The following is a 25,992-nucleotide window of genomic DNA, read 5'->3' on the forward strand; positions in this document are numbered from 1 at the left end:
CGATCTCAGAAGGATCCCAGGTTCGACTGGCCGCCGTCGCGCTCGCTCACGCCCGCGAGGTCGGCCGCGTGCGCGATGGTCTCGAAGAACGTCTCCCGCTGGCTGCCGTCGTACAGCGTCGCCGCGGGGTGGACCGACACGATAGTGCGGTAGGAGCGATCGCCGAGACGAACGTCGACGACGTCGCCGGCTTCCTTGGTGACCGCGACCGAGCGATCCAGCAGGTGTTCGGAGGGTACTTTCCCGAGCGTCACGACCAGTTCGGGATCCAGAAGGGAGAGCTCCCGTTCGAGGTACCCGCGGCAGTTCGCGAGCTCGTCGCTCGTCGGATCGCGGTTGTCCGGCGGACGGCACCGAACGCAGTTCGTGATCCGGACGTCGGCGCGAGCCAGCCCCGCATCGCGGAGCGCGTCGTCGAGGATACTCCCCGAACGTCCGACGAACGGCTCGCCTTCCTCGTCCTCGTTCGCGCCGGGGGCCTCGCCGACGAACAGCAGGTCCGCGTCCGCGGGGCCGACGCCGTTGACGATTCGCGAGCGCGAGCGACAGAGCTCGTCACAGCGCTCACAGCCGACGACGTCGAGGCCGTCCATCTGCTCCATGTCCCGTCGTTTGCACCGGGGGCTCTCAAACGCAGCGGTCCGTCGCCAGGCTTCCGGCCGGAATCCGGTTCCGCTGGGTTCAGTGACAATAGCTGCCCAGATTCGCCACCGATTACCGCTTTACGCCCGTCGCTTCGATCTGCACCGCCGCATCGTTCGGTAGGCTTGCGACACCGACGACGGTCCGTGACGGTCGCTGCCCGTCGAAGAACGCCGCGTACGCCTGCTTGACACCTTCCAGCTGGTCCATCTCCGTGAGGTACACCGTCGTCCGCATCAGGTCACGCGATTCGAGACCGGATTCGGCGGCCATGGCACGAATCTGATCGAGCACGGCCAGCGTCTGTTCCCGGACATCGCCGCTGCGAACCGTTTCCGCGTCGGGGACCTGCCCGTCGAAGAACATGAGTTGGCTGTCCTGCTGGCGCGTGCCGTAGACGCTGTGCTCTGTCGGCTGATCGCCTTCGTACCGGGTCACACTACTGTTGATATTCGTCTGTTCGTTCGTTTCTGCGGGCTCTACAGTGTTCCTCGCCTGCGTTCTGCTTTCTGCCATTGTGTTTCTACGTATACAGCCTCGGACGATCAGTCTGTCTTTAGCTATCGCTAAAACAGGACAAAATAGGACATTGCTACCACTCAGACAGTTACGAAATCCTGTCCTCAATTTAGCTATAGATAATAACCCAGCTGCGGTAGCTGAAGTAGTGACTCCGATCCGCCCGTTGTCTCGGCGGCCAGTGTCACACTGTCTCCGGGCGGGCGCTCCCGCTACGTGATTCACTCCATCTCGACCAGTCCCCGCGCTGCCAATCGGGCAACCCGGAGCGGTTCCGGACGGCCGCCCTCCGGCGTGAACGCGTGAATCACGTCGTCGGCCTCACCGTCGTCGATGCCGACGCTGACATCGAAGCCGCCTTCGTAGGCGGTATCTGCCGCGATGGAGTCAAGGTGTTCGGCGATCAGGCGCCGGGGCACCGGATTGATGGCGGCTTCGCCCACGGCTATCGGCAGACCGGAACGGGTCACGGTACCCACCCCTTCCCCGGCATGGAAGCGTACGCCCGGCTCACTCCCCAGCTCCAGGCGTACCCAGAGCCGCGCACCATGGGTGGCGTCGGGATCATCCCCGGCGTCCTTGATGACGCCGGCGGTGGCGGCTACGCCGGTCACCGCCAGGTCCTCGATAGTCATGGCCGGCTCCTCGCCTCGGGGCAACCGGATACTTACGCATCGCTCCTCAACACCCGCCAGCAACGCACGCGCGGCAGCTACCGAGGCGGCCGTGGCACAGGCACCGGTGGATAGCCCCTGTCGAAGTGGGCCGTTGTGTTCCGGGGTTTCAGGACGCATGGGTCGGTTACGGGTCAGCCAGCGTCACCAGCGCGCCCGCCGCGCGCTCGATGCTGTTCCCACTGGGCCGGTCTCCGGACTCATGCTGGAACCTGATCGGTTCGGGCGGATCGCCTTCCCATGATGGCACCATCACAGTGGCGGGGTATGATCCGCGCCCAGCATTCACCGTTGCGGGGGCAGTCCCGGACTCTCACCGGGTTCCCGTTTCAGCCAGGCATCCGAACGAATGCTGACCACCCAGGGACGAAAGAGGATCGAATCCTAGAGGATTGCCACCGCCTGGTCAAACTGACACCAACCGCCTTTGACTTTCATCAGCGACTTTCCTAGGCTCCCCGACGCTTCGGTCAGCGCTCCACGAGGAGCGCTGGGGAACCCGGTGAGAGTCCGGGACTGACGCGCAGCGGTATTGGGGAACAAGGATCACAGGGGGTAACCCGGGCACTGTCCTGACCGGATGGGAAGCCGTGATCCAAGGCCAGCGCCAGGCAATGGCGCCCGCCCCTGAGTCCGAAGACCTGCCGAAGCCCGGTCCACATTACTGAAGGGCCGGAAGCCGAGCCTTCGCGATTGAGGTGTTCGGGCCGCCAACGGACCGGTGTTACAACCGCTGACCCCCTGTCGGCCTGCCCGCGTGAGGGCTCCATCACTAATGGATTCAGTGCTGGAGCACCTTGTATGAAACGACTCTGTCTACTACTCGCCCTTGTATCCCCAGTGTCCGCGCTCGGGGCTGATCACCATATGGCACTGGACGAGCTGGTAGTCCAGGGTTCTGCCCTTGAAGAAACCCTTCCCTCGGAGCTGTCCGATTACGGCGCGGAACTGGAAGTCATCGACGCTCAGGAGCTCGAACGGACCGGCATCAGCGATGTCGGTCAGGCACTCCAGGGAAACGTGCCCGGCGTCTACTTGAGTCCCAAGACCGGCCGCGGTGACTACGCCGACATCGCCATCCAGGGCTCACGTAGCCAGGATGTGCTCTGGCTGGTGGACGGTGTCCGCATCAATAACCGGCTGTTCGGCAGCACCTCGCCGCTGGATTCCATCAGCACTCATATGGTGGAGCGCATTGAGATCCTTAAGGGCGGCCAGGGCCTGTTCTACGGCACCCAGGCGGTGGCCGGTGTTGTGAACATTGTGCTGCGTAAACCTGAAAAGGATTCAGGGGGCACCCTCACCGGTGCCATCGGGTCACTGGGTGACCGCCGCCTCGCCGGCCATGTAAGCAACCGCAATGACTATGGGCGCTGGCTGGTGTTCGGTGAGCACGACCATTCAGACGGCTATCAGCCCTACCGCGATACCGCACTTCAGGACAGCGCCCGACGCCAGAAACGCGGCTTTACCCGCAGCTCCTACGGTGGTCGCTACCAGCTGGATGCGGGCACAGGCCAATCGCTGAATGTGCTTGTGCTTCGCAACGATGTTGAAGCTGACTTCTCCCGGGCCTCCAACAACTTCAAGGCGGTCAACGACCGCGACGAGCACATTGTCTCCCTGAAGTGGGATCACCAGGTGAATGAACAGAACGGTTACTTCATCAAAGCCTACTGGCACGACTGGTGGACCGACTACACCCGCCTGAACATGGACGCGGATCGCAACATCACACTCATCAGCGACCGCGCGGAGTGGGGATTTGATGACTACGGCATCAACCTGACCGGCCGTCACACGACCGACGGCGGCTCGCAGCTTCTGGGCGGCGTGGATTACCAGCGCTACCAGGGCGAGGATTACTCGCTGCGCATTGATGGTAAGACCGAGGCTGTCACCGCAGGCTTTGTCCAGTACCGGCCACACCTGAGTTTTTCACCCAGTACCCACCTGGCCCTGGGCGCCCGCTACAACCACTCCAACTTCGCCGATGATCACAGCATCTGGAACATCAGCCTGAAGCAACCGCTGTCCCGGGACCTCAACCTGAAAGCCAGTGTCGGCACCAACTTCCGGTTGCCTTCGGCTTTTGAGATGTTCGTGATTGACGAGGACTTCCCGGCCGGGAATGAAAACCTGGAGCCGGAGGAAAGCATCAACAGCAATGTGTCACTGACCGGACACATCGGCAGGCCCGTCGAATGGCATCTGGGGGGCTTTTACCGCGAAATCGACAACCTCATCACGGTTCAGGATGGCCAGTACGCCAACAGTAATCGGACGGTCCGGGTGCACGGCGCTGAGGCGATGCTCAATCTGGGCGGCGACCGCGGCTGGCAGCTGGACTTAAACGCCACCTGGGCTGATGCCCGCGAAGGGGGCAGCGATGAACAGATCGCCGACATCCCCGAATGGCATGCCAACGCCACACTCAGCTGGCAGGGCAATGACCAGGGCTGGCAGCTCAACGCCCGCCACACCGGCGAAGTCGCCACCACAACGGCGGACATCGGCAGGCAATCCTACGGCGATCACACCCTGTTGAGCGCCAGCGCCTGGCGTCAATTCGGAGCCGATGGCGCCCACCGGATCACCCTGCGCCTGGAGAACCTGAGGGACAGGCAATATGCCAACGGGGTCGCTCAGGCCACGCCCTCCAAGGGCGATCCCTACCGGCTGGAGACCCTGGGCCCGCCCCGCAACGTCCAGCTTGAATACAGCCGGAGCTTCTGATGACAGGGCCGCTAAAGCAACGCACCCTGCGCTGGCTCATCCCGCTCCACCGCTATCTCGGGCTCGGGATGAGCCTGATCCTGCTGCTGTGGTTCGCCTCGGGGATCGTCATGATGTTCGAAGGTTACCCGAGGACCCCGGACCATGAACGCATGGCCTGGCTGCAGCCGCTGGCGATGAGTGAGCTGACTGTGGCGCCATCACAGGCGCTTGCCCGGCTGGGTCTGGACGATCCCGAAGGGCTTCGCATCAACCGGCCGGGTGAACGCCCGCGCCTGCACGCGATGGACGACGACGGCCAGTGGCACAGTGCCTTCGCCGACACGGGTGAGCCCGCGCCCCCGCTGGACCGGGAGCAGGCGGTGGAACGGGCCGACTCCCTTTCCGGCAGCGGGGTGGCCTCGATCACGCAACTGGACGGCCCGGACCAGTGGACCGTCAACAGCCACGTCCGGGCACCGGCGCCGTTGTGGCGAGTGGCCCTGTCGGATGAAGCCGGCACGCACCTGTATCTGTCCCGGCCCACCGGCGAGGTGATCCACAGCACCACCTTCCACGAACGGGTCTGGGGCTATGCCGGGCCGGTCATCCACTGGATCTATCCCACCCAGCTGCGGGATCTGTCCGGGCTCTGGCGCCAGGTGGTCCTCTGGCTCTCCGGCATCGGTACTCTGGCCTGCCTCAGCGGCGTGGTTCTGGGGCTCATACTGATGCGCCGCAACAAACGTCGGGGCGGGATAAGCCCGTTCCGTGGCTGGTTCCGGTGGCATCATTACCTGGGGCTGACCTTCGGCGCGCTGGCCACCACCTGGGTGTTCAGCGGGCTGCTGTCGATGGCGCCCTTCCACTGGACGTGGGTCGACCGCGAGCCCGCCCTCACGCAGCACCTGGGCCGCAGCAGCCCCGGCGCCCACGATGACGTTGCCGCGCCGTCGGCCATCGCCACGCTCTCGGACCGGCGCCCGCATGAGTTGCAGCTGCACCGTTTCCACGGCCGGGTCTATTACAAAGCGATGGACGAAGACGGCAACGAACAGCTCCATACCAGTCGTCCCGGGATCGATGTTCCGGTTGCGGCGGGGCAGCTGCCACCGGACGTGATCCGATCCGCCCTGGCGCCAGTGGAGGACGCCAGTCTGACGGGGATCACCCGCCAGTCGCGTTACGACGCGCACTACTACGCAGGCCGCTCCGAGCGCATCGGCGGCGACGGCCCGCCCCTGCCGGTTTATCGGGCCGACTACGACGGCGGAGCCAGACTCTACATCGACCCGGCCACAGGCCGCCCGCTCCAGCACTCAACGCCGCTGAGCCGACTCAATCGCTGGCTGTACAACGGCCTGCACAGCCTCGACTTCCCGATCCTCAATCCGGGCAGTCTGTTCTGGTACGGGCTCGTGCTCGCGCTGATGAGCGGCGGCACCGTCCTGTGCCTCACCGGCACCTGGCTGTCGATCCGGCACCTGCGCCGGCGGCGAAAAGCGTGAGGCTGGCCACAGCGCCATCACCCAATGGTCAGATGGCGCTATTCATCCCCGCAGTTCCACGCTAAAATGCCGTTTTCACTCATGAAACGGCCAGAGACCGCCCATGGCGCAGAGCGGCAACCAGGAATCCGGCGAGTTCTCCATCGACCAGCTGGCGCGTGCCAGCGGGATGACGGTGCGCAATATCCGGGTATACCAGGAGCGCGGTCTCATCCCGCCGCCCGAACGTCGCGGCCGCAAGGGCATCTACAGCGAGACCCACCTGTCGCGGCTGCGCATCATCGGTCGGCTGCTGGAGCGCGGCTACACGCTCAACAACATTGCCGAGCTGGTGGAGAGCTGGGAAAGCGGCAACGGTATCGAGCACATCCTGGGGCTCGAGAAGGCAGTGGTCAGCCCCTGGTCGGATGAACTGCCCGAGTTCGTGACCAAGCGTGAACTGGTCCAGCGCTTCGGCAGCATCTTCATGGGGAGTGCGCTCAAGCGCGCGGAGGAACTGGAGCTGATCATCCCCGAGGGGCGGCGCTACCGTATTCCCAGCCCGCGTATCCTGCACGCCGGCTCGGAACTGGCAAAAAGCGGTATCCCGCTGGAGGACATGCTGGATGTCGTGGCCTACCTGCGCCACAACGTCGAGCAGGCGGCGGAAGAGATGGTCAAGCTGGTGGAGCGCCACATCTTCAGCCGTTACGGCCAGCATATGCCGCCGCCCGGTGAATCCGAGGAACTCGCACAGCTCATATGGCGCCTTCGGCCACTGGTGGAAATGGCCGTGCTACCGGAGGTCGCCCGGGCCATGCAGAAGGCCGCGGATCGCCACCTGGGCGACCGGCTGGCCTACATCCTGGACCACCTGAACCTGCCGGAATCCCAGGACAACTCCGGCTGACCCACCCGCTGTGACGCCACGATTGGCCCTCATGACGTCACCCTCCGTCACGCGGGCCTTGTCGCTCCCCCGAATACTGTTACATTGAGCATTGTGACTTTCATCAATGTCAGATTGATGAGGGCTGACAATCATCAAGGGGAGGGCCGCCATGACAGCCGCAACCGCAGCCAAAGAACACGAATCCGACGAGAGCATCCAGGGCCCGGGCGACGAGGGCATGGTGATGCCAGAGCGCCGGGATCTGCACTTCCTGCCGCCGAAGGAGCGTATCCACGACTGGCATGCCCAGGGGCCGCACATGACGCAGTTCATGAACGCCCTTTCCCTGTTCTTCCCGGCCGGCGAGCGGCTGTTCATCGACGCCCTGCGCGCCTACCGCGATCAGATTCCGGACCCGGACCTGAAGAAAGCAGCCACCGCCTTCATCGGCCAGGAGGCGATGCACAGCCGCGAACACATCGAATACAACAAGCTGATGCAGGAAGAAGGGCTTCCGGCCGATAAGCTGGACGCCTTCGTCTGGTCACTGCTGGATTTCCTCAAGGAACGCACCCCCAAGAGCATGCCGCTCAATGCCACCATCGCTCTGGAGCACTTCACTGCGCTCATGGGCGGATTCCTGCTGGACCATCCGGAGGTGATGGAAGGCTCCCAGGATGATTACCTGCGGATGTGGCAATGGCACGCCATGGAGGAAGTTGAGCACAAGGCCGTCTGCTACGACGTCTGGGAGAAGTGCATCGGCCGCGGCCCAACCGCCTATCTCAAGCGCGCTTTCGGTATGACGACCGCAACGGTAATCTTCTGGCCGCTGGTCGTGGGCTTCTACTTCCAGATGGTGAGCAACAGCGAGGCCTGCCGCAAGGAAGGCTGGCGCGGCCATCTCACGGTGCTCAACACCCTGCTCGGCAAGCCGGGTGTACTGCGCCGCCAGGTCCCGGAGTGGCTGGAATACTTCAAGTACAGCTTCCATCCCTGGCAGCAGAACAACAGCCACCATATCGCGCATCTCAATGAGCTGGCGGAAGAGGCCGAGGAAGCGTACCAGCAGGCCATGGCCGGTCATGGCCGCGAGCACCACCATACCCATCACTGATCTTCGGGACTGCAAGAGCTCCCCAACCCCTTGGCCCGGTCCGCCCGGGCCTTTTTTATGCACGCTCGCCAACCTGACGCGTACCTGCGTCGCTTCGGCCTTGTCCCAATCCAGACCGGCGTTACATTGGGTAGACACCCATTGAACAGGGAGGACGCGTCATGGCCACATCCACCGCCGCCAACGACCAGCACACAACGGAGGCCACCCAGGACGACATGGTCATCCCGGAACGCCGGGACCTGCATTTCCTGCCGCCGAAGGAACGCATCCACGACTGGCACGCCATGGGGCCGCACCTGAGCCAGTTCATGAACACCCTGTCACTGTTCTTTCCGGCGGGCGAGCACCTGTTCATCCATGCCGTGCGCGCCTACCGCGATGAAATCCCGGATCCGGACCTGCGCCGGGCGGCGTCCGCCTTCATCGCTCAGGAGGCCTACCACAGCCGCGAGCACGCGGAATACAACCAGCTCATGGAAGAGGCCGGGTTGCCCGCCGGGCGTCTCGACCAGCAGGTACGCCAGATGCTGGACTGGTTCAAGAAACATGGCAGCCGCCAGGATCTGCTGTGCGAGACTATCGCACTGGAACACTTCACCGCGCTCATGGGCGGCTTCATGCTGGACCACCCCGAGATCTTCGAGGGCTCCCAGGAAGACTACCGGCGCATGTGGGAGTGGCACGCCATGGAGGAAGTCGAGCACAAGTCGGTGTGCTACGACGTCTGGGAGAAGTGCGTGGGCCGTGGCCCGCGCGCCTATGTACACCGGGCCGTGGGGATGATGCGGGCCACCACGCTTTTCTGGAGTAACGTCACCCGCTTCTACCTGCAGATGACGGCCGCCAGCGAGGCCTGCCAACGGGAAGGCTGGCGTGGTCACCTGACGGTGCTCAACACCCTGCTCGGCCGCCCCGGCCTGCTGCGCCGCCAGATCCCGTCATGGCTGGAATACTTCAAGTACAGCTTCCACCCCTGGCACCAGAACAACAGCCACCACCTGCAGGGGCTGGATGAGCTGGCCGAGGAAGCGGAAAAGGCCTACCAGCAAGCCATCGCGGCCCACGCCACCCGGCACTGAGCCATTCTCAGGCGGAGGGCGGCAGCACCGGCCACCAGTCCACGATGGCGCCGTCCTCGTAGACGGCGATGTCGCCGAACTGCAGGAACACGGCCTCACTCTGGTGGGGCCGGAAGAACACGAACTCGTCCGGCTGAATGGCCAGCCGGCGGTCCCCGTTGAGCATCTCCTGGTTGGAGGAGCGACCCAGAATCCGGTTGTAATGAAGGCCGGGCGGATCCACCGGATCCGCCTGCCAGTTGCCCCCGTGGATGAAGAGTGCACTGGCCGTCTTCGGCCGCAGCCGCCGCCCCAGGGCGCTCGCCCACTCCAGGCCCGGTATGCGGGTGGGCGCCGGTCCCTTGAGCACGGGCGTGGCAATGAAGCAGGCCGGCTTGTGCGGTGCCAGTTCCGGGATATCGAAATGGGTTGGTTTGACCAGCGCCGACCCCACCGAAACCTCATTGGCAACGTCTGTTTCCGGGTGCATGCGGTAGGTCGGGCTGCCGCCCGCGTTGCGGGTCAGCAATTCCACCACACCGGCACCGAGGACGGATTCCGTCTGTTCGATGACCGCCCGGTAAGCGGTCTTAGCACGCCTCAGCAGATGGCGGCGCCACCCCAGGAGCTCCGGTATGGAGGCCAGATGCGGCTCATACCCCATAAAGCCGGACAGCATCAGCCGGTCACTGTTGCCCAGCCGTTCCAGGGCCTCCCCCAACCGCCGCCCCGTCACAAAGCCACCGCGATGGAGCCCCACGTCCAGCTCCAGGCTGATTCGAAGCCTCACCCCGAACGCCTCCGCCAGCCGCTCGTACTGGGCCAGGCGCTGGGGCGTATCCACCAGCCACTGGATCCGATCCAGTGCCTGCTGGCGGGGCTCCGGAAGCTGCGAGAGGTGAGCCCACACCGCCGCCTCCGGCAACGGCTTCCCGAGTAGCTGATCCGTGTCCGGCATCAGCTCACCCAGGGCCTTGAGCATGGGCTGGTTGAAGGTCATCAGCTTATCGCTGCCAGTGCGTTCGCGCACATGCGCCAGAAGCTTCGGCGACGGCAGTGACTTGGTCACGATGCGGTAGCCCATGCCCTCCGGCAGGTCCCCCATGAGGGTGTCGATGTTGGCGTCCAGGCGGGCGCGGTCCACCACCAGGGTCGGGCCGGCTACCCCCGCGTCGATCAGCGCAGACTGCAGGGCCTGGAAATAGGCATCGCGCCCTGGATCAGTCATGGTGCGGCTCCCCCCAGAGCCTGGCAGTGTGCGCGTTCACGAGCTTGTTGTTCGGGTCCAGTTCCCGGCGCAGTGTCAGGAAGCGTTCGAAGTTCGGATAAAGCTCCGCCAGTTCCGGGGCTCCCAGCGAGTGCAGCTTGCCCCAGTGCGGACGGCCACCGGCGCGGCGGAAGATCGGCTCGACCCGGCGGAACAGCCATTCGTCTTCATCCGGGGCGTGGGTATGCATGGCAATGGAGATGCGCCGGCCGCCATTGAACGGGCTCAGCCAGGCATCATCGCCCGCCGTCTGGCGCACCTCGATGGGAAAGAACACGTCCCGGCGCTCACGCTCCACCACCTCGATCACCTCGCGCAGCGCATCCAGGGCATTCTCCGGCGGCAGGTGGTACTCCATCTCGTTGAAGCGCACATTACGCTCGCTGGCCAGAAGCCGCCAGCTGTCGCCCACCACGTCCTCGGGAGTCACGCCGCGCACAACCCGGCTGAGAATGGCCCGGCGCAGGGGCGTGCACCAGCGGGTCAGATCCCGCAGGCGCTTCGCCTTCATAAGGTCCTCGTCATCCGTGCTGGGCGCGCGTTCCGTGGGGGCCGCGGCGGTCTCATCATGAGCAATGCACATGCCCCAGCCGGAGAAGGGAATATAGAAGAACTCGAAATTGCGGTGACGTTCCCAGCGGGCGGCGGCATCCGCAATAATCGACCCCAGTGGTTCCGCCCAGGTCCGGCGATGCAACCGGAAGGACGGTCGCAACGCCACGCGCAGCCCGTGGATAACGCCCAGCGCTCCCAATGACACCTGGGCCGCCCGCAACCGGTCGGAATCCTCCTCCTGTGTGATCGTCAGATCCTCACCCGCAGCGGTCAGCAGTCGCACCCCGGTGATGTCGGCGGCAAGGCACGGCAGGTTGCGCCCCGTACCATGAGTGGCGGTAGCAACGGCACCGGCCAGGGACTGTGTCACGGCACAGACCCCCGGCCCGCTCAGTCGCTTTCCCGCTGCCATTCGGGCGGCTTCCACAGGTGCTTGAGTTGCTGCGCCACCGGCCCCCGGATCCTCATGTCACGGAACATGTCCACGTATTCATGGGTCCAGAGCGTGATCAGGTCATCGCCCGGTACCGGGGTGGTGATGCCATAGACGGGTGGGTCCTTTTCCTTCTCATCCACGAAGGTGCCGAAAAGGCGGTCCCAGATGATCAGCACGCCCCCGTAGTTGCGGTCAATGTAGCCGGGGTTGCAGCCGTGGTGAACCCGGTGGTGACTGGGCGTGTTGAACACAAACTCGGCCCAATGGTGGAGTTTGCCCACCAGCTCAGTGTGGATGAAGAACTGGTACACCAGCGACAGGGCATAGGCGATGCCGATCCAGACCGGATTGAAGCCGACAAACGCCAGCGGCAGGTAGAACAGCCAGGTGCCGTTGAAAATGTTGGTGGCGTTCTGGCGCATGGCGGTGGTGAAGTTCAGCCGTGGCGAGGAATGGTGCACCACGTGCGCCGCCCAGAACCAACGGATGCGGTGCCCGGCCCAGTGCTGCCAGTAAAAGCAGAAATCCACGCCGATGAAGGTCAGCAGTCCGGTGAGCAGGTTCAGCTCAATGTCGAACAGTCGGTAGTGATAGAGCAGTGAATAGACGGGAAACGCGATGACCCCGGCAAACAGCAGTTCGGTGGTCTGATAGCCGGCCCCAAGCATGAAGTTCTTTACACCCTCGCGGCCGTCCATCCGGTCCGGATCATGCTTGAGTTTCTGGTATTCCCAAAGCGCCACCAGCAGGAAGACGGGCGTCGCCACCACGAACACCAGCTGCCGGGCATCCAGGGCCAGCCACTCACTGGCGATCACCCACAGCGCCAGCAGGCCGCTGTCCGCCAGAACGGCGTGCATCATCTCAAATAGTGTCATGCCTGTTGCCCCTCCCGGGTTCGTTCGTACGACACCAGTATTGATCAACGCCCAGCGCCCATATTGACTTTTCACGCCACCATTTTGATGATTGACGCCATAACGCCTGACGGGAGATGGCCATGCGGATCAACGGTGCCTGGACCGGCCTGCTGACGGACTGGCTCGACGAGCAGCGGCTGGACGCCCCTGACACCCGGGACCGCCTCGCCCGTTATGCCCCGGACGACACGGTGCCCGTACCGGTATGGCGGGACCTGCTGGCCTCAGGGCTGACACTTGCCGAAAGCGAGCCGGCCCCGGAACTGGCGGTGGGGGCCTGCGTCCAGCCCCACCACGTGGGGGTCCTGGGTTACCTGGTACTGGCCTGCGACACCCTGGGTGATGCCATGCTCGCCTACCAGCGCTACGAGCGCCTGTTCTACGGCGAACAACTGGCCGAAATAGACGTAACCGGTTCCGATGCCGAGATCCGGTGGCCCCAGGGGCCGGAACCGCTGGGACTGCAGGCCGACGGCGCCGCTATTGCGGCCCTGGTCACTTTCCTGCGCCGACAGCTGGAAGACCCGCCTCCACCTTTATCCGTGAGCTTCCACGAACGGGCGGACAGCGAGCGTGCCCGTGCCTATGAGGCCTTCTTCGGATGCCCCGTTACCTTCGGTGATACCCACGTGCGCATGCGCTTTCCGGTGCAGCACCTGCAGCTGCCCATGCCCCGGCGGGACCCAACCCTGCGGGCCCTGCTCGACCGCCAGGCCAGTGCCCAGCTGGGGCTGCTGCCGGACGACCAGCGCCTGGAAGAACGCCTGAACCACCATCTGCTGCGTCTTCTCGCCGAGGGTAACCCCAGCCTTGAACGCATGGCCCGGGCCCTTCACATGGCACCACGCACACTCCAACGCCGCCTGGGCCGCCATGACCTGAGCTGGCAGCAGTGGCTGGACCACGCCCGTAATCGGCTCGCCCACCAGTACCTCGCCGACCCGGCATTGAGCCTCAATGACATCGCCCTGCTGCTGGGGTATTCCGAGCAGAGCGCCTTTACCCGTGCCTTCCAGCGCTGGCACCGCCAGCCGCCGGGCAGCTGGCGGAATACGCCCTGCCACTGAGCCCACCACATGGTACGGTTCCGGTGCTGACTACAGGCTCAAAAGCCCCCGCACCAGGGCCGCCGCCCCGGCGAGGCCGGCAATGCCCAGAATCAGGCCACGCAGCCGTTCGCCATCAATCCGCCCCACAAAATGCGCGGACAGCAGGAATCCGGCAATCACGCCGGGGAAGGTCACAAGGAAAAGCAGCCACTCGCGCGCTCCCAGATAGCCTGAGAATGCCAGCGCGCTCAGACTCAGGAGACTGGCGAACAGAAAGAAGGCGGACATGTTGGCGCGTACCAGTGGGCCGCGCTCGTTCTGGTAGATCATGGCGATGGGCGGGCCACCCACGGCGGTAATGGTCCCCATGAAGGTCGAGGCCATGCCGGCCAGAACACTGCTGCGCCCGCTCAGGCGCGGTCGCCAGCCAGCCACGCTCAGCCCCACAGCCACCAGGATCAGCACGCCGAATATCAGTTCGAACCCCCGGGGTGAAATCGCCATAAGGGTAGCAGCGGCCAGGCAGGTTCCGACCACGCCGCCGCCGATCGCCAGACGCACCTCGCGGACGCGCACCGCCATCCGGTTGCGCACCAGCATCATGACGGTGAGCAGGGTGGCGTTCAGGGTCAGCGGACCAGGCACCAGCACGGGGCTGATAAGAAACAGCAATGGCGCGGACAGGGTGCCGATGCCATAGCCCACAACCCCCTGCAGGCAGGCTCCGGCCAGAACCACGAGATTCGCAAGCAGTATCTGATACAGCGCCAGTTCCGCCATGATCCACCACTCCCAAGCATGGAGCGCGCAGTCTACCAGAACCGGATCCGCGTGCCCGTCTTGATATAACGCAATGCAGTGATGCGGCGCTTAACGCACTGTCTCCATGGTGTATTACACTGGTAACCGTTCCGGGCCTGAAAGGTCCCGCTCCAACAACAAAACAGGGAATTGCACCATGATCCTCAGTCACGCCTTTGGCATGCTCTTCCGCCCTGAAACCGAATGGGCGGCCATCAAGCAGGAAAAACCCACACCGATGGTGGTGTACGGCCTCTACATCGTGATCCTGGCCCTGATCGGACCGATCTCCGCCTATATCGGCACCGTGGAAACCGGGTGGACCATCGGTGACCGGCTCATCAAGCTGACACCGGACAGTGCCATGCAGCTGGTCATCCTGACCTACCTGGCCATTCTCGCAGGCAGTTTCGCCCTGGGTTACGGCATCAACTGGATGGCCACCACCTTTGGCGCGGAGAAGGAAGAGAACGGCAACAACGCCCTGGCCCTGGTGGCCTATTCACTCACGCCCATGTACATCGCCGGCCTGACCCTGCTCTACCCGGACCCCTGGGGCAATGCCATGATCCTGCTGGCAGCCGCCAGTTATGGCGCCTGGCTGATGTGGAAAGGGGTGCCCGTAGTGATGGGCATGAGCAAGGAACAGTCGATGGTCTACTGCGGCGGCATCCTGACGCTCGCACTGGTACTGCTCGTGAGTACCCTGGCGACCACCGGCCTGTTGTGGAACTTCGGCTTTGGCCCCACCTTTGTTGAGGCAGGCCTTTAAGCCCCCACAGAAGGAGGATCCATGACTGCAACGGCACTGGTCCCCATTGCCAACGGCAGTGAGGACATAGAGTCCGTCACCATCATTGACGTACTCCGCCGCGCCGGCGTCGAGGTAACCGTGGCCAGTGTGCACGCTGATGCCACTGTCACCGCGGCCCGGGAGACGCGGATCACTGCCGACACCCTGATTACGGACTGCAGCGACCGGACCTTCGACCTCATAGCGCTTCCCGGCGGCATGCCGGGAGCCCGGAACCTGGGCGACAGTGCCCCCCTGGTGGGGATGCTGCGGGCCCAGAAGGAAGCCGGCCGACTCTACGGGGCCATCTGTGCGGCCCCGGCTGTGGCACTGGAACCCAATGGACTGCTTGAGGGCCACGCGGCAACCGCGCACCCCGGCTTCCAGAGCAAGCTCACCAACCAGAGCCGGATTGGTGAGCGGGTGGTGGTCGACGGGCACTGCATTACCAGCCAGGGGCCCGGCACGGCACTGGCGTTCGCCCTGACCCTGGTGGAACATCTGTGCGGCCGGGCGAAGCGCGACGAGGTCGCCGCCCCTATGGTCCTACCCGGCGCGTGACAGCACCCGCCGCACCAGCAGGGGGCCGAGAAGCTCAAACGCAATGGTGGATGTCACCACGGTCGCCACGATCAGACTGCCGTGCTCCGGATGACGCTCGGCTGCCAGCAGTGCCATGCCCATGGCAACCCCTGCCTGCGGTGTGAGCGCCAGCCCGATACCCGGGCTCAAATCCCGCCCCCGGTGGCCAAGCAGAGTCACGCCCAGGCGTCCGCCCACATAACGCCCCAAAACCCGCAGGCCGATATAGGTCAGAATCAGCCCCCCGGCCGACCCCAGATACGCAAAATCCACGCTGGCTCCGGAAAGCACGAAGAAAAAGACCAGAAACGGCCATTCAATGTGCTCAATCTCGGTGAAGGAACGGGTGTGGTGGTGAGTGACGTTGACGATCACAAAGCCCGCAACCATCGCGGTCAGAAGGGAGGAGAGATGCAGGTATTCGGACAGGCCTGCAATCAGGAAGACGAGTGCCAGTGCTTCAGACTGGGTCGGCTCCCCTGGCCGCAGCCTGCCGGTCAGCCAGGCCGCCGGAAGGCCCAGCCCCACACCGACAAGCACCGCCCCGCCCAGTTCCCAGCCAGCCTCAAGAAGCGCGCCTGCGCCATCCCCGGAAACGAGAAAACCCAGCCCGGCCATCACCAGCCCGAACACGATGATGCCCCAGGCATCGTCAATGGCCACAATTCCGCGTATCACCCGGGACTGGGTGTCATCCTTTCCTGTTTCACGGATGGCTTCACTCACGGCCGCCGGATCCGTGGCCACCGAAATGGCAGCGAGAGAGAAGGCCACCGCCAGGGGATAGCCCACTCCCAGCAACCCGGCCGCCACCGCGACCGCACCCACGCCGATCACACTCAGCGAGATCACAAGGATGGCCGGCCCGGTAGCACGCAACCGGTCCAGGGTCAGCTCCCCACCCAGCAGGAAGGCCACCATAACCAGTGCCAGGGTGATCAGTGGCTCGCTGAGCTCGCCCAGCGGGCGCGCCTCAGCGTACCCCAGAATGCCCTGCTGCACTGCGGCGACCAGGACGCCGATCAATACCAGCAGAGAAATGCGGGGGAGGCGGGTACGGGTCGCGATGGCGTCAGCCAGAACGCTGACACTCAGCAGCAATCCGATCACGATCAGGTGTGTAACGGTGGTTCCAGGGTCCGTCATCAGGTCTCTCAGGCGTTGACGCAGTCAATACAGCGCGTAACGGTAGGGTCCACACTGAGCCGATTCTCACCGATGGCCTCGCCGCAGACAAAGCAGTCCCCGAAATCCCCGGCCTCAATGCGCCGCAGAGCGCCCTCGATACGCGTCAGCATCTCCTGACGGCGCCGCGCCGAGGCCTGCGCCATCTGCTGGCCCTGCAGGGCATCCATGCGTGAAAGCCGACCCATGCGCTGCTGGTCCAGCTCCACTGTACCGGTCGAGCTCCCGCCTTCACGCTCAATCGCCTGCAGCTCCTCGCGGAGATCCAGGAGCCGCTGTCGCCAGGTTTCCGGATCCAGTTCCTCAGTCATCGCCCTTTCTGCCCCGATACCTCTGAATCAGTTGCTGTTTACGGCTTTCGAGTCTATCACTGATGGCAACGGGGTAATGGGTATCCGTTGGTGTAAGCGACCGGAGTGCCTCCGGCAGGGCAGCCAGTTCCCGGGCGGCGTGTTCACGTACTGCCTGCAGCGGGGGAAGGGCCCCAGTGCAGACTTCACCCGCGCGGATAGCCGGCCGCAGCAGAGGCTCGGCACCTTCCGGCGCCGGTTCGTCGGCGGCAGCCACTGTGTCTCCGACCATTCGCCCCTGCTCGCTGTGGCGCCACACCTGCTTAGGACCAGGCCAGGTACTTTTATTGCTGGAGGCCTTGATCCGCGGTTCACCCTTGTATTCGGCCAGCTTGTAGGCGAAATCGATGCTTGCCGCGTCCGAAACCGCTGCCCATTCAGTGCCAACGCCGAAGCCGTCGATGGGGGCACCGGATCCAACCAGATCCCGGATCGCGTACTCATCGAGCCCGGAAGACGCAATGATTTTCACCTCCGGGAAGCCAGCCGCATCCAGGCGCTGACGGGCAGCGCGGGATAGTTCGAGCAGATCCCCGGAGTCCAGCCGAACAGCAGTAGCAGGCCGCGGCCCTTCCCCGGCACTGCGCAACAGTTCGATCACCCGATCCACACCGTTGAGGGTGTCCCAGGTGTCGACCAGCAGCGTGGTCTCCGGCCAGTAGTGGCTGAAGGCGCGGAAAGCCTGCGCCTCATCGCCATAAACCTGCACGAAGCTGTGCGCCATGGTCCCCAGAACCGGGATGTCCAGCGCGCGCCCGGCCTCAACATTGGAGGTTCCAGCAGCCCCAGCGACCCAGGCCGCACGGGCCAGATTCATGGCACCTTCGCGGCCATGGGCCTTGCGGGCGCCAAAGTCCATCACCGGCCGTCCCGCCGCGGCCTGCACCACACGCGCTGCCTTGCTGGTCAGCACGCTCTGGGCATGCAGTGTGTTGAGCAGCAGGGTTTCCACCAGCTGGGCCTGGATCAGCGGCGCCCGCACACGGAGCACGGGCTCCAGCGGGAACACCACGCTGCCCTCCGGGATGACATCCACGTCCCCGGTGAAGCGCAGTCCGGACAGCATTTTCAGAAAGTCGCCGGGGAAACGGCCCAGCCCTTCCAGCCAATCAATCTCTTCCGGCGTGATGCGGAAATCGAGCAGCGCCTGTAACGCCCGGGTCTGCCCACAGCTGAGCACATAGTTCCGGCCTTGCGGAAGACGCCGGTAAAAGAGCTCAAAAACAGCATCCCCGTTCAGGCCTTCCGCGTGGTAGACGCGGGCCATGCTGAGTTCGTAGAGGTCGGTGAACAGCATGCGCGCTCCCAGCTTCAGACGATGTTGGCGCCGGCTTCGCGCATTTCTTCCAGTGCCCTGCGACCGCCATCGGGATCCACGGGCCGGGTGGCCTCCTGCATCAGATTCACGGCAAAGCCTTCCCTGAGGGCATCCATAACCGTGGCCCGAACGCAGACATCCTGCGCCAGGCCTCCGATCCAGAGCCGGCGGACACCCTGGTGCCTCAGCCAGTCACCCAGGCCCGTCCCATCCAGTGCTGAGTACTGGTCCTCACCCTCGAAGGTGCCCTTGGAGACCAGGTGGGCATTGTCCGTGAGTACCAGATCCGGATGGAAGGCAGCGCCTTCGGTTTCCTGAATGCAGTGCGGCGGCCAGGGACCACCCCGGGCCTCAAAGCTGCAATGGCTCTGGGGATGCCAGTCCCGGGAGGCGGCCACGGGCACACCTGCCTGACGGGCGGCTTCGATGGCCTGGTTCAGCACCGGCACCACAGCATCGCCCTCTGCCACCCCGAGCGCGCCGCCGGGACAGAAATCGTTCTGGACATCCACAACGATGAGCGCATCATCACTCTCATAGGACGGGTTCATGGGAACCTCCTCCGGACTGAATCGGGTTTTCCACGTACCGACTATGGTTCCAGCGCCAGGCTGAATCAAGCATCAGAGCCCCCGCGATCCACCAGGGGGACTTGAAATCTTCTCTCAAGCCGGTAGGGTGTAAACGAAACCCGCAACCACCCGGGCTCAGCCAGAAGGCTGTGACCCCGCTGCTTGAATCCCCGTCCCGCATGGCGCTGCCCGGCGGGGCGATTCGGTCTGGCCTCACCGAGAGGCCGTTGAGCAGGAAAGCTGCCCGCATGGTCTGGTCTGACGTTCGTCGGACACGTGATGGACACTTTCCCTGACCAGAAGAACTGATTCAGAAATAGACAGGCAGCGCCGCTGCGCGCAGGCGAGCGGCCAGCCGGACAGCGTCGTAACGTGGCGGTGGCTATGGTTATCGTCCCCGGATCGTCTGGTGTGAAGCGTCATCCGCTGCTGCGGGAAACCGTTTACCGAGGAAAGCAACAGACTGAGGAGGTCTGATCTCATGACCGAGAAGTATGACAGTGAAGCCGTCAACACAGCACGTGACTACTACAACAGCACCGATGCCGATAATTTCTACTTCCACGTCTGGGGAGGTGAGGATCTGCACGTTGGCCTCTACAAGGATGATCAGGAGCCGATCCTTGACGCCAGCCGCCGGATCGTTGAGCACATGGGCGAGCTGATGAAGCCCCACGTGCAGCCCGGCCAGAAGCTGCTGGACCTGGGCTCCGGTTTCGGCGGTTCCGGTCGCTACCTCCACCAGGCGCTGGGGCTGGATGTAACGGGCCTGAACCTGTCCGAGGTCGAGAACGATCGCAACCGCGGCTTCAACAAGGACGCGGGCCTTGAGGACAGGATCACGGTCGTGGATGGCAACTTCGAGGAGCTTCCCTTCGAGCACGGTACCTTTGATGTGGTGTTTTCCCAGGATTCGTTCCTTCACAGCGGCAACCGTGAGAAGGTGATCGAGGAGGTTGGCCGCGTTCTCAAGCCGGGCGGTCTGTTCATCTTCACGGATCCGATGATGGCGGATGATTGCCCGGATGGCGTTCTGCAGCCGATTCTGGACCGCCTGCATCTGGATACTCTGGGCTCCCCTGGCTTCTACCGGGATGCCTGCCGTCGCAATGGCATGGAAGAAGTGGACTTCGAGGACAACACGCCTCACCTTCCGCGTCATTACGGTCGGGTTCTGGAGGAAACTGAGCGTCGTGAGAAGGAGCTGGTCGAGAAGAACCTGGTGTCCCAGGAGTACATTGACCGCATGAAGACGGGTCTGAAGAACTGGGTCAACGGCGGTAACAGTGGTTACCTGACCTGGGGGATTTTCCGCTTCAAGAAGACCCAGTAATCACCTGAACAGGTGAACCTGGATTGAAAAGCCGGCCTCGCGGGGCCGGCTTTTTTGTGTCCGGACTGTTAAAGACGGGCTCCCAGGGTGGGGGAGGTCTTACCGGGAATCGCTGTAAATACATCCGTGTACGCTGCTCTTCCGCCATCCATGGCTCCAGAGCTTCCCGGTAAGACCTCCCCCACCCTGCGATCCCTGAGTTTTCGAATAGTCCGACCTAATGCGTTGGGTTCGTGATCCGGTCAGTCCGGAGTCGCTGTCTCTGATCGAATAAACGGTAACTCCCCGCCGTCACCGCCAGCATGGTGCCGAAGCCGGTGCCGGCGGCGATGGTGAACATCAGGAGGATCTGGTACTTCACCGCCAGGGCGGGTGGGCTGCCGGCGAGGATCTGGCCGGTCATCATGCCGGGGAGGCTGACGAGACCGGCGGCGGCCATCATGTTGATGGTGGGAATCATGCCGGAGCGCATGGCTTCCCGGCGGATGTCGCTGATGGCGTCCTGCCAGCGCTGGCCGAGCATGAGGCGGCCTTCGATGTCTTCGCGCTGGCGCCAGACGGTGTCGGTGAGGCGGTCGAGGCTGAGGGCGATGCCGTTCATGGTGTTGCCGAGCATCATGCCCAGCAGCGGGATGGCGTACTGGGGCTGGTACCAGGGATCGGGGCGGATGACGATGAGCAGGGTCATCACGGCAATGGTGAAGGCGGAGACGAACATGGCGGAGGTGCCGATGCCGAAGGCCCAGCCGCCCCTGAGGCGGCGGCGCTGGCGCATCATGACTTCACGACCGGCCAGTATCACCATTGCCACGCCCATAAGGGCCACCCAGCCCAGGGCGCCGACGCTGAACAGGGCCTCAAGAACGAGGCCGATGAGCGAGAGCTGGATGGTGGTCCGCACTGCGGCAATCACCAGGGAGCGGCCGAAACCAAGGCGAACCCACCAGGAACAGCCTGCAAGAAGCAGCACCAGCACGGAGGCAAGCGCCAGCTGCCAGTATTGGAGCTCAATCAGTTCCATGGGAGGCCTCCTCCAGCCGACGGCCGTTGATGCGGTAGTGGGTATCGCTCACGCGGGCAATCTGGCTGGGGTCATGGGTGGCCCAGAGTGCCGGCAGGCCCTGGTCGTGGATGCGCTTGACCAGCCACTGCTCGACCCGGTCACGGGTGGCTTCGTCGAGGTTGGCGGTGGGCTCATCAAGCAGCAGGGCCTCGGGGTCCAGTGACAGGGCGCGATACAGCGCCAGGCGCTGCTTCTCGCCGGACGACAGGCGGCTGACGGGCCACTGGTGGACATCAGGCTCAAACCCCAGTGCCGTTAGGTCGGACTCACGGGGTATGCCACAGTGTTCGCCCACGGTGTCATGCCACCAGCGGCTCTCGGCGGGCACCAGCATGACGCGGCGGCGCCACTCGTTGGCTTTCAGGCTGTGTGCCGGAGTCCCATCGAGACGGACCTCCCCCTCATGGGGATCCAGGTCGGCCACCGCACGCAGCAGCCGTGATTTTCCGGAGCCCGAAGGGGCGGAGAGACAGACGATGCCTCCCGGGGGCACCGTCAGGTCAATCGCATCCAGCTCGCCGGTGGCAAGGCCATTAAGGATCAGGGTCTGGTTCATGGGGTTGTGATCAGCCTGTAACAGTCATCATCTGTGGTGGTACCCGATAGCGTCGGCCGCGGCAGGGCCCGGTGCCGTCCACGGTGCAGGTGCGCCGGTTCACCCGCCGGATCCGCCCCTGGAGGCCGGGTCCGAAACGCACCCGGTCACCGGGGGAGAAGTCCCGGAGCGCCGTTTCTCCGGCGGTACTGACGATGTCAGTGGCCAGCACGACTCCCCGTGTCTGGGCTTCCTCCGCCAGCCGGCCGCGCAGGGCATGGGCGGCGCCGGCGCTGTGAAGCTGATCCAGCCACTGATAGAAAGCGGCGTTATGCACCTGGCCGTATCGCCGCCCGCCGGAACGGGTCTGGAGCAGGTGGGCGAACTCGTGGCAGCAGCCATGGGCGAGCAGGTTGAGCTCCGAAACGGCACCGCCGAAGTAGCCGCGCCCCTGGATCTCCCGTGTGGAAAGCCAGCCGCCGCAGAGAGCCGGCTGGGCCTTGTCCGCGACCATGAGTGTACCAATCGTAATGCAATGGTCATCACGGCGGGGATCATAGCGGTGCCAGGTAGCACGCCCCGAGCCCACCCGCGTGCGCAGCCGGCATGCCGGCGCCCAGGCGTTATGCAGCTCATGGCAGGCCTCGGCCATCAGGCCGGCAACGACTCGGGCTCGCTCCAAAACACCCCCTCCTGATTGAAGCAGCCATTATAGGTCGCGTTCCGGCCAGTGACGAATCCCCGCCAGAACTTTAGACTCCGGGGAAATCCGTAAAGAAGGAGGCACACCATGCTGTACCAGCGTCTGCCCATGCGCCGTGTGGCGTTCATCCAGATTCTGGCCATGCTCTTTCTGGCCTGCATGCCGCTCATGGGTTCAGCGGATATGATTGAAACCGGCAGCGTTGTGGCCGACCAGCAGCTCCAGCACGACCGTGAGGAGCTGCGCGCCATGCTTGACCGGGACGAGGTCAAGGCAACCCTGGAGCGCATGGGCGTGGATCGCGCCCAGGTGTCGGAACGCATCAACAACCTGACACAGCAGGAGCTGGCCTCCTTCAACGAACAGCTTTCCCAGGCACCCGCCGGTGAAGGCGTCGTGGGCATTATTGTGCTCTTTGTGCTGGTGTTCATTGTTACCGACATGCTCTGCGCCACCAACATCTTCTCGTTCGTCCGTTGCATCAACTGACAGCCCTGCTGCTGGCCGCCGTCCTCCTTCTGGGCGGCTGCGCCAGCCAGCCCCAGTGGCCGGAACACACCGGCTCCTCGGCCAGCCACGTCATTGACGGGGTCCCGTTCCATCCCCAGGAAGCCTACCAGTGCGGCCCCGCAGCCCTGGCCACGGTCCTGAACCACCGCTCCGTCGCCACCACACCGGAACGTCTCGTGGACCAGGTCTATGTGCCGGAACGCGGCGGCTCGCTCCAGGTGGAAATGGTTGCCACCGCCCGCGCCCACGGCCTGCTGGCCTATCCACTGGAACCGGAGCTGGGAGCCATCCTCCGGGAGGTGGAAGCGGGTAACCCGGTGCTGGTGATGCAGAACCTGGGGCTCGACTGGTGGCCCCAGTGGCACTATGCCGTGGTCATTGGCTACGACCGCGGCCGTGACCGGATCATCCTGCACACCGACACCCGGCCCCGGCATGCGGAACCGGTCCGTCCCTTCCTGGCCAGCTGGGCGCGCGCCGACCACTGGGCCATGGTCATGACCCCGCCGGATCGACTTCCGGCCACAGCACGGCCACTGCCCTGGCTGGCCGCGGCCAGTGATATGGAAGAGCTGGGGCAACTGCCCCTGGCGGAGCAGGCCTATCGAACCGCCCTGGCACACTGGCCGGATGCCTCGGCCGCCCGCTTTGGGCTCGCCAACAGCCTCTACGCACAGGAGGAGACGGAGCAGGCTCTGTCCCAGTTCATCACTCTGACCCGGGAAGCCCCGGAGCTTACCGCTGGATGGCTCAACCTCGCCACGCTCCTGGCACGCAGGGGCTGCCCTCTGGCAGCCCGGCACGCGGCGGGCTGCGCCGACACGACTCTTCCGGAAGCCCCCACACCAGCAGGCAGCACGGCGGCCTGCCCGGTGATCCACTGCCCGGCGAAGTGAACCCGGGCGGCAGCTTTCAATCGCACTGCTAGTCTGGAGCGTATAAACAGGAAATACGTCTGTCTCCGGAGGTCATCCATGAGTTACGAGCAGGGCCGGAAAATCCCGGTGGGTATCAGCGCCTGCCTCCTTGGCGAGGAAGTCCGCTACGACGGCGGCCATAAGCATGCCCGCTACTGTTCCCAGGTGCTCTCACACTTCTTCGAGTTCCGCTCCCTGTGTCCGGAGCTGGAAGCCGGCCTGGGCGTGCCCCGGCCAGCGATCCACCTGCGTGAACACCAGGACGGCCTGCGCCTGATCACCACCAGTGGCAATGCGGACCATACCGCCTCCATGGAGCACTGGATCCGGGACGCCCTGCCCTCGCTCACGGACCTGCGTGGCTTCATCCTCAAGGCCAAGTCCCCCAGCTGTGGCATGGAACGCATCCGCATCCACAACGAGGAAGGGCAGGTCATCCGGCGGGATGGCAGGGGGCTTTTCGCGCAGGCGCTGATGGAAGCCTACCCGGTTCTGCCGGTGGAGGAGGAGGGCCGCCTGAATGACAGTCACCTGCGCGAGAATTTCATCGAGCGCGTTTTTGTATACGACGACTGGTGTCGCATGATCGAGGCGGGGCTGACCCGGAGCGCCCTTCTGGATTTCCACACACGACACAAGTTCCAGCTCCTGGCGCACTGCCAGAAGACCTACCGGGAACTCGGCCCCATGCTCTCCGACCTCAAGGCGGAACCGCTGGCGGATATCGCCGAACGCTACATCAACGCCTTCATGAAGGCCATGCAGAAACAGATCACGCGCGGCGACCACGCCAATGCCATGCAGCACCTGATGGGCTACCTGCGCGGTTCCATGAGCGATGCGGACCGCGAGATGCTGCACGAACAGATCGACCTGTACCAGCAGGGGCAGGTGCCGCTGGTGGTGCCCATGACCCTGCTGCGCATGGCCCAGAGGCGGGAACCCGTTGCCTATCTGGAGCGCCAGGACTATCTTACTCCCTACCCGGACGAGCTCGGCCTGCGCAACCACGTCTGATGGGCGGGCAGGCCGGGAGGCCCACACAACCAACAGGTTCCCCGTTTTGCAGAAAACCACGCTGTTACTGACCGTCCTGCTGCTTGCCGCCTGCGCGGCCCCTTCCCTGAAAGATGCGGACCGCATGCGCGCTGATGGCAACCACAAGGCCGCCGCGGAGCTCTATCGCGAGCTTGCCGATATGGGCAATCCCGGTGCGCGCATGAAGCTGTACAACCTTTACCGGGAAACCGGCACAGGTTTTGAGTCGGATGCCAAGGCCCGTGCCGCGCTCGAGACCCTGGCGAACGAACACGGCATCGCGGAAGCCCGGTACCAGCTCGGCCGGATGCTGCGCGAAGAGCGGAAACTGGAGGCCGCCGAGAAACACCTTGAAGCCGCCGCGGAGGCAGGCTACCAGCCGGCTACTGATTATCTAGAAAAGGATGATGGCCTGCTCGCCCGCGAAATCCGGGTCGCCCGCAGCTCCCCGGACCGCCAGAAACAGCTGGGGGACGAACTCTTTGAGGGCCGCAACAACGCTCCGAAAGACCGGGAACTGGCTGCCTACTGGTACCGGGTGGCCGCAGAGCGCGGCCACGCCGGTGCCCAGGCCATGCTTGGGTTCGTCCACTTCCAGGGCGAAGGCGTGGAGAAAGACGCGGAAACCGCCTACCGCTGGTACCGGAAGGCCGCCATGCAGGGCCATGTAGGGGCCCAGGCCAACCTGGGCTACCTCTATGGCGAGGGTCAGGGCACCGAACGGAACCTGAAAAAGGCCTATGCCTGGTCAACCCTGGCGGCCGAAAACGGCAGCCCCCAGGGCCGAAAGAACCAGCGCCTGTACCGGGATGCCATGAGTAATGAGGAGCGCCTGGACAGCCTCGACGAGATCCGCCGTCTGGAGGAGATCATCCACGGCGACTGACCCGCCTGCCACCGCCCGGAACCAGAAAACCCCGCGCCGGAACCACCGGGGCGGGGTTTTCTGGTTTAAGAC

The 25,992-nt window shown here is 64.3% G+C and carries 27 protein-coding genes and 2 riboswitches; of the genes, 13 read left to right on the forward strand and 14 right to left on the reverse strand.

Annotated elements, in window-relative coordinates; translation table 11 throughout:
• Positions 1 to 5: 5 nt before the first annotated feature.
• From QZ501_RS01460 to QZ501_RS01470, 3 genes are all read right to left on the reverse strand, one after another.
• Entirely contained in the window at positions 6 to 593 is a 588-nt protein-coding gene (locus QZ501_RS01460; RefSeq protein ID WP_295716622.1) for a uracil-DNA glycosylase, read from the reverse strand.
• Positions 594 to 714: 121 nt separating this feature from the next.
• Positions 715 to 1,158, reverse strand: coding sequence for a RidA family protein (locus tag QZ501_RS01465; RefSeq protein ID WP_295716624.1), 444 nt, complete (start codon positions 1,156 to 1,158; stop codon positions 715 to 717).
• A 224-nt stretch (positions 1,159 to 1,382) separates the two neighbouring features.
• A complete protein-coding gene (locus QZ501_RS01470) occupies positions 1,383 to 1,955 on the reverse strand; it encodes a cobalt-precorrin-5B (C(1))-methyltransferase (RefSeq protein WP_295716626.1) in 573 nt (190 codons plus the stop codon).
• 47 nt (positions 1,956 to 2,002) lie between these two features.
• Positions 2,003 to 2,214: riboswitch (cobalamin riboswitch) on the reverse strand.
• A gap of 71 nt (positions 2,215 to 2,285) precedes the next feature.
• Positions 2,286 to 2,499: riboswitch (cobalamin riboswitch) on the forward strand.
• A gap of 137 nt (positions 2,500 to 2,636) precedes the next feature.
• On the opposite strand from QZ501_RS01470, the gene QZ501_RS01475 reads away from it, so the two are divergent.
• From QZ501_RS01475 to QZ501_RS01495, 5 genes are all read left to right on the forward strand, one after another.
• Positions 2,637 to 4,571, forward strand: a complete 1,935-nt coding sequence (locus QZ501_RS01475) for a TonB-dependent receptor (protein ID WP_295716628.1) — start codon at positions 2,637 to 2,639, stop codon at positions 4,569 to 4,571.
• The gene (locus tag QZ501_RS01480; RefSeq protein ID WP_295716630.1) at positions 4,571 to 6,058 is read left to right on the forward strand and encodes a PepSY domain-containing protein; all 1,488 of its coding nucleotides are present in this window, start codon (positions 4,571 to 4,573) and stop codon (positions 6,056 to 6,058) included. The genes QZ501_RS01475 and QZ501_RS01480 overlap by 1 nt, the downstream gene beginning before the upstream one ends.
• A 103-nt stretch (positions 6,059 to 6,161) precedes the next feature.
• Positions 6,162 to 6,947 (forward strand): MerR family transcriptional regulator, encoded by a 786-nt coding sequence (locus QZ501_RS01485; protein WP_151439795.1) that lies wholly within the window; start codon positions 6,162 to 6,164, stop codon positions 6,945 to 6,947.
• 151 nt (positions 6,948 to 7,098) lie between these two features.
• A complete protein-coding gene (locus QZ501_RS01490; RefSeq protein ID WP_295716633.1) occupies positions 7,099 to 8,046 on the forward strand; it encodes a metal-dependent hydrolase in 948 nt (315 codons plus the stop codon).
• Positions 8,047 to 8,207: 161 nt separating this feature from the next.
• On the forward strand, positions 8,208 to 9,128 hold the full coding sequence (locus QZ501_RS01495) for a metal-dependent hydrolase (protein ID WP_295716635.1): 921 nt from the start codon (positions 8,208 to 8,210) through the stop codon (positions 9,126 to 9,128).
• 7 nt (positions 9,129 to 9,135) lie between these two features.
• On the opposite strand, the gene QZ501_RS01500 is transcribed toward QZ501_RS01495, so the two are convergent.
• From QZ501_RS01500 to QZ501_RS01510, 3 genes are read right to left on the reverse strand one after another with little or no spacing between them, the layout of a single operon-like run.
• Positions 9,136 to 10,335 (reverse strand): alanine racemase, encoded by a 1,200-nt coding sequence (locus tag QZ501_RS01500; protein WP_160898952.1) that lies wholly within the window; start codon positions 10,333 to 10,335, stop codon positions 9,136 to 9,138.
• The gene (locus QZ501_RS01505) at positions 10,328 to 11,341 is read right to left on the reverse strand and encodes a D-arabinono-1,4-lactone oxidase (RefSeq protein WP_295716639.1); all 1,014 of its coding nucleotides are present in this window, start codon (positions 11,339 to 11,341) and stop codon (positions 10,328 to 10,330) included. The genes QZ501_RS01500 and QZ501_RS01505 overlap by 8 nt, the downstream gene beginning before the upstream one ends.
• The gene (locus tag QZ501_RS01510) at positions 11,320 to 12,243 is read right to left on the reverse strand and encodes a sterol desaturase family protein (RefSeq protein ID WP_295716641.1); all 924 of its coding nucleotides are present in this window, start codon (positions 12,241 to 12,243) and stop codon (positions 11,320 to 11,322) included. The genes QZ501_RS01505 and QZ501_RS01510 overlap by 22 nt, the downstream gene beginning before the upstream one ends.
• A gap of 122 nt (positions 12,244 to 12,365) precedes the next feature.
• On the opposite strand from QZ501_RS01510, the gene QZ501_RS01515 reads away from it, so the two are divergent.
• A complete protein-coding gene (locus QZ501_RS01515; protein ID WP_237416561.1) occupies positions 12,366 to 13,352 on the forward strand; it encodes an AraC family transcriptional regulator in 987 nt (328 codons plus the stop codon).
• Between the two features lie 30 nt (positions 13,353 to 13,382).
• Here the strand turns inward: QZ501_RS01515 and QZ501_RS01520 are convergent, their stop codons facing one another.
• Positions 13,383 to 14,114, reverse strand: a complete 732-nt coding sequence (locus QZ501_RS01520; protein ID WP_160898949.1) for a sulfite exporter TauE/SafE family protein — start codon at positions 14,112 to 14,114, stop codon at positions 13,383 to 13,385.
• A 178-nt stretch (positions 14,115 to 14,292) separates the two neighbouring features.
• Between QZ501_RS01520 and QZ501_RS01525 the strand changes: the two genes are divergently transcribed.
• Both QZ501_RS01525 and QZ501_RS01530 read left to right on the forward strand, forming a co-directional pair.
• Positions 14,293 to 14,907 (forward strand): Yip1 family protein, encoded by a 615-nt coding sequence (locus QZ501_RS01525; RefSeq protein ID WP_151439758.1) that lies wholly within the window; start codon positions 14,293 to 14,295, stop codon positions 14,905 to 14,907.
• Between the two features lie 21 nt (positions 14,908 to 14,928).
• Positions 14,929 to 15,489: a DJ-1 family glyoxalase III gene (locus QZ501_RS01530; protein WP_295716646.1), complete on the forward strand. Its 561-nt coding sequence runs from the start codon at positions 14,929 to 14,931 to the stop codon at positions 15,487 to 15,489.
• On the opposite strand, the gene QZ501_RS01535 is transcribed toward QZ501_RS01530, so the two are convergent.
• Genes QZ501_RS01535 through QZ501_RS01550 form a run of 4 tightly spaced genes read right to left on the reverse strand, consistent with a single transcriptional unit; the run spans position 15,475 to position 18,914 of the window.
• Positions 15,475 to 16,656, reverse strand: a complete 1,182-nt coding sequence (locus QZ501_RS01535; RefSeq protein WP_151439756.1) for a cation:proton antiporter — start codon at positions 16,654 to 16,656, stop codon at positions 15,475 to 15,477. The genes QZ501_RS01530 and QZ501_RS01535 overlap by 15 nt on opposite strands.
• An 8-nt stretch (positions 16,657 to 16,664) precedes the next feature.
• Positions 16,665 to 17,006 (reverse strand): TraR/DksA C4-type zinc finger protein, encoded by a 342-nt coding sequence (locus QZ501_RS01540; RefSeq protein ID WP_151439755.1) that lies wholly within the window; start codon positions 17,004 to 17,006, stop codon positions 16,665 to 16,667.
• Positions 16,999 to 18,360, reverse strand: coding sequence for a nicotinate phosphoribosyltransferase (locus QZ501_RS01545; protein WP_363174384.1), 1,362 nt, complete (start codon positions 18,358 to 18,360; stop codon positions 16,999 to 17,001). The genes QZ501_RS01540 and QZ501_RS01545 overlap by 8 nt, the downstream gene beginning before the upstream one ends.
• The gene (locus QZ501_RS01550) at positions 18,357 to 18,914 is read right to left on the reverse strand and encodes a nicotinamidase (protein ID WP_295716650.1); all 558 of its coding nucleotides are present in this window, start codon (positions 18,912 to 18,914) and stop codon (positions 18,357 to 18,359) included. Before QZ501_RS01550 ends, QZ501_RS01545 begins: the two co-directional genes overlap by 4 nt.
• A 502-nt stretch (positions 18,915 to 19,416) precedes the next feature.
• On the opposite strand from QZ501_RS01550, the gene QZ501_RS01555 reads away from it, so the two are divergent.
• Positions 19,417 to 20,268, forward strand: coding sequence for a class I SAM-dependent methyltransferase (locus QZ501_RS01555; protein WP_151439752.1), 852 nt, complete (start codon positions 19,417 to 19,419; stop codon positions 20,266 to 20,268).
• 217 nt (positions 20,269 to 20,485) lie between these two features.
• Here QZ501_RS01555 and fetB read toward each other — a convergent pair whose 3' ends face one another.
• From fetB to QZ501_RS01570, 3 genes are read right to left on the reverse strand one after another with little or no spacing between them, the layout of a single operon-like run.
• Positions 20,486 to 21,289, reverse strand: a complete 804-nt coding sequence (gene fetB, locus QZ501_RS01560) for an iron export ABC transporter permease subunit FetB (RefSeq protein WP_151439751.1) — start codon at positions 21,287 to 21,289, stop codon at positions 20,486 to 20,488.
• Positions 21,276 to 21,887 carry an ABC transporter ATP-binding protein gene (locus QZ501_RS01565; protein ID WP_295716652.1) on the reverse strand — a complete coding sequence of 204 codons (612 nt, stop codon included), beginning with the start codon at positions 21,885 to 21,887 and terminating at the stop codon, positions 21,276 to 21,278. Before QZ501_RS01565 ends, fetB begins: the two co-directional genes overlap by 14 nt.
• Before the next feature lie 10 nt (positions 21,888 to 21,897).
• Complete coding sequence (locus QZ501_RS01570) at positions 21,898 to 22,548, reverse strand: hypothetical protein (RefSeq protein WP_202405663.1); 651 nt, start codon at positions 22,546 to 22,548, stop codon at positions 21,898 to 21,900.
• A 108-nt stretch (positions 22,549 to 22,656) separates the two neighbouring features.
• Between QZ501_RS01570 and QZ501_RS01575 the strand changes: the two genes are divergently transcribed.
• From QZ501_RS01575 to QZ501_RS01590, 4 genes are all read left to right on the forward strand, one after another.
• Entirely contained in the window at positions 22,657 to 23,058 is a 402-nt protein-coding gene (locus tag QZ501_RS01575) for a PA2779 family protein (protein WP_202405662.1), read from the forward strand.
• Complete coding sequence (locus QZ501_RS01580; protein ID WP_160898944.1) at positions 23,046 to 23,975, forward strand: PA2778 family cysteine peptidase; 930 nt, start codon at positions 23,046 to 23,048, stop codon at positions 23,973 to 23,975. Before QZ501_RS01575 ends, QZ501_RS01580 begins: the two co-directional genes overlap by 13 nt.
• A 78-nt stretch (positions 23,976 to 24,053) precedes the next feature.
• The gene (locus tag QZ501_RS01585; RefSeq protein WP_295716656.1) at positions 24,054 to 25,013 is read left to right on the forward strand and encodes a DUF523 and DUF1722 domain-containing protein; all 960 of its coding nucleotides are present in this window, start codon (positions 24,054 to 24,056) and stop codon (positions 25,011 to 25,013) included.
• 46 nt (positions 25,014 to 25,059) lie between these two features.
• Entirely contained in the window at positions 25,060 to 25,920 is an 861-nt protein-coding gene (locus QZ501_RS01590; RefSeq protein ID WP_295716658.1) for a tetratricopeptide repeat protein, read from the forward strand.
• The last annotated feature ends 72 nt before the right edge of the window (positions 25,921 to 25,992 follow it).

The organism is uncultured Halovibrio sp., from assembly GCF_913056445.1.
GTDB classification, from domain to species: domain Bacteria; phylum Pseudomonadota; class Gammaproteobacteria; order Pseudomonadales; family Oleiphilaceae; genus Halospina; species Halospina utahensis_B.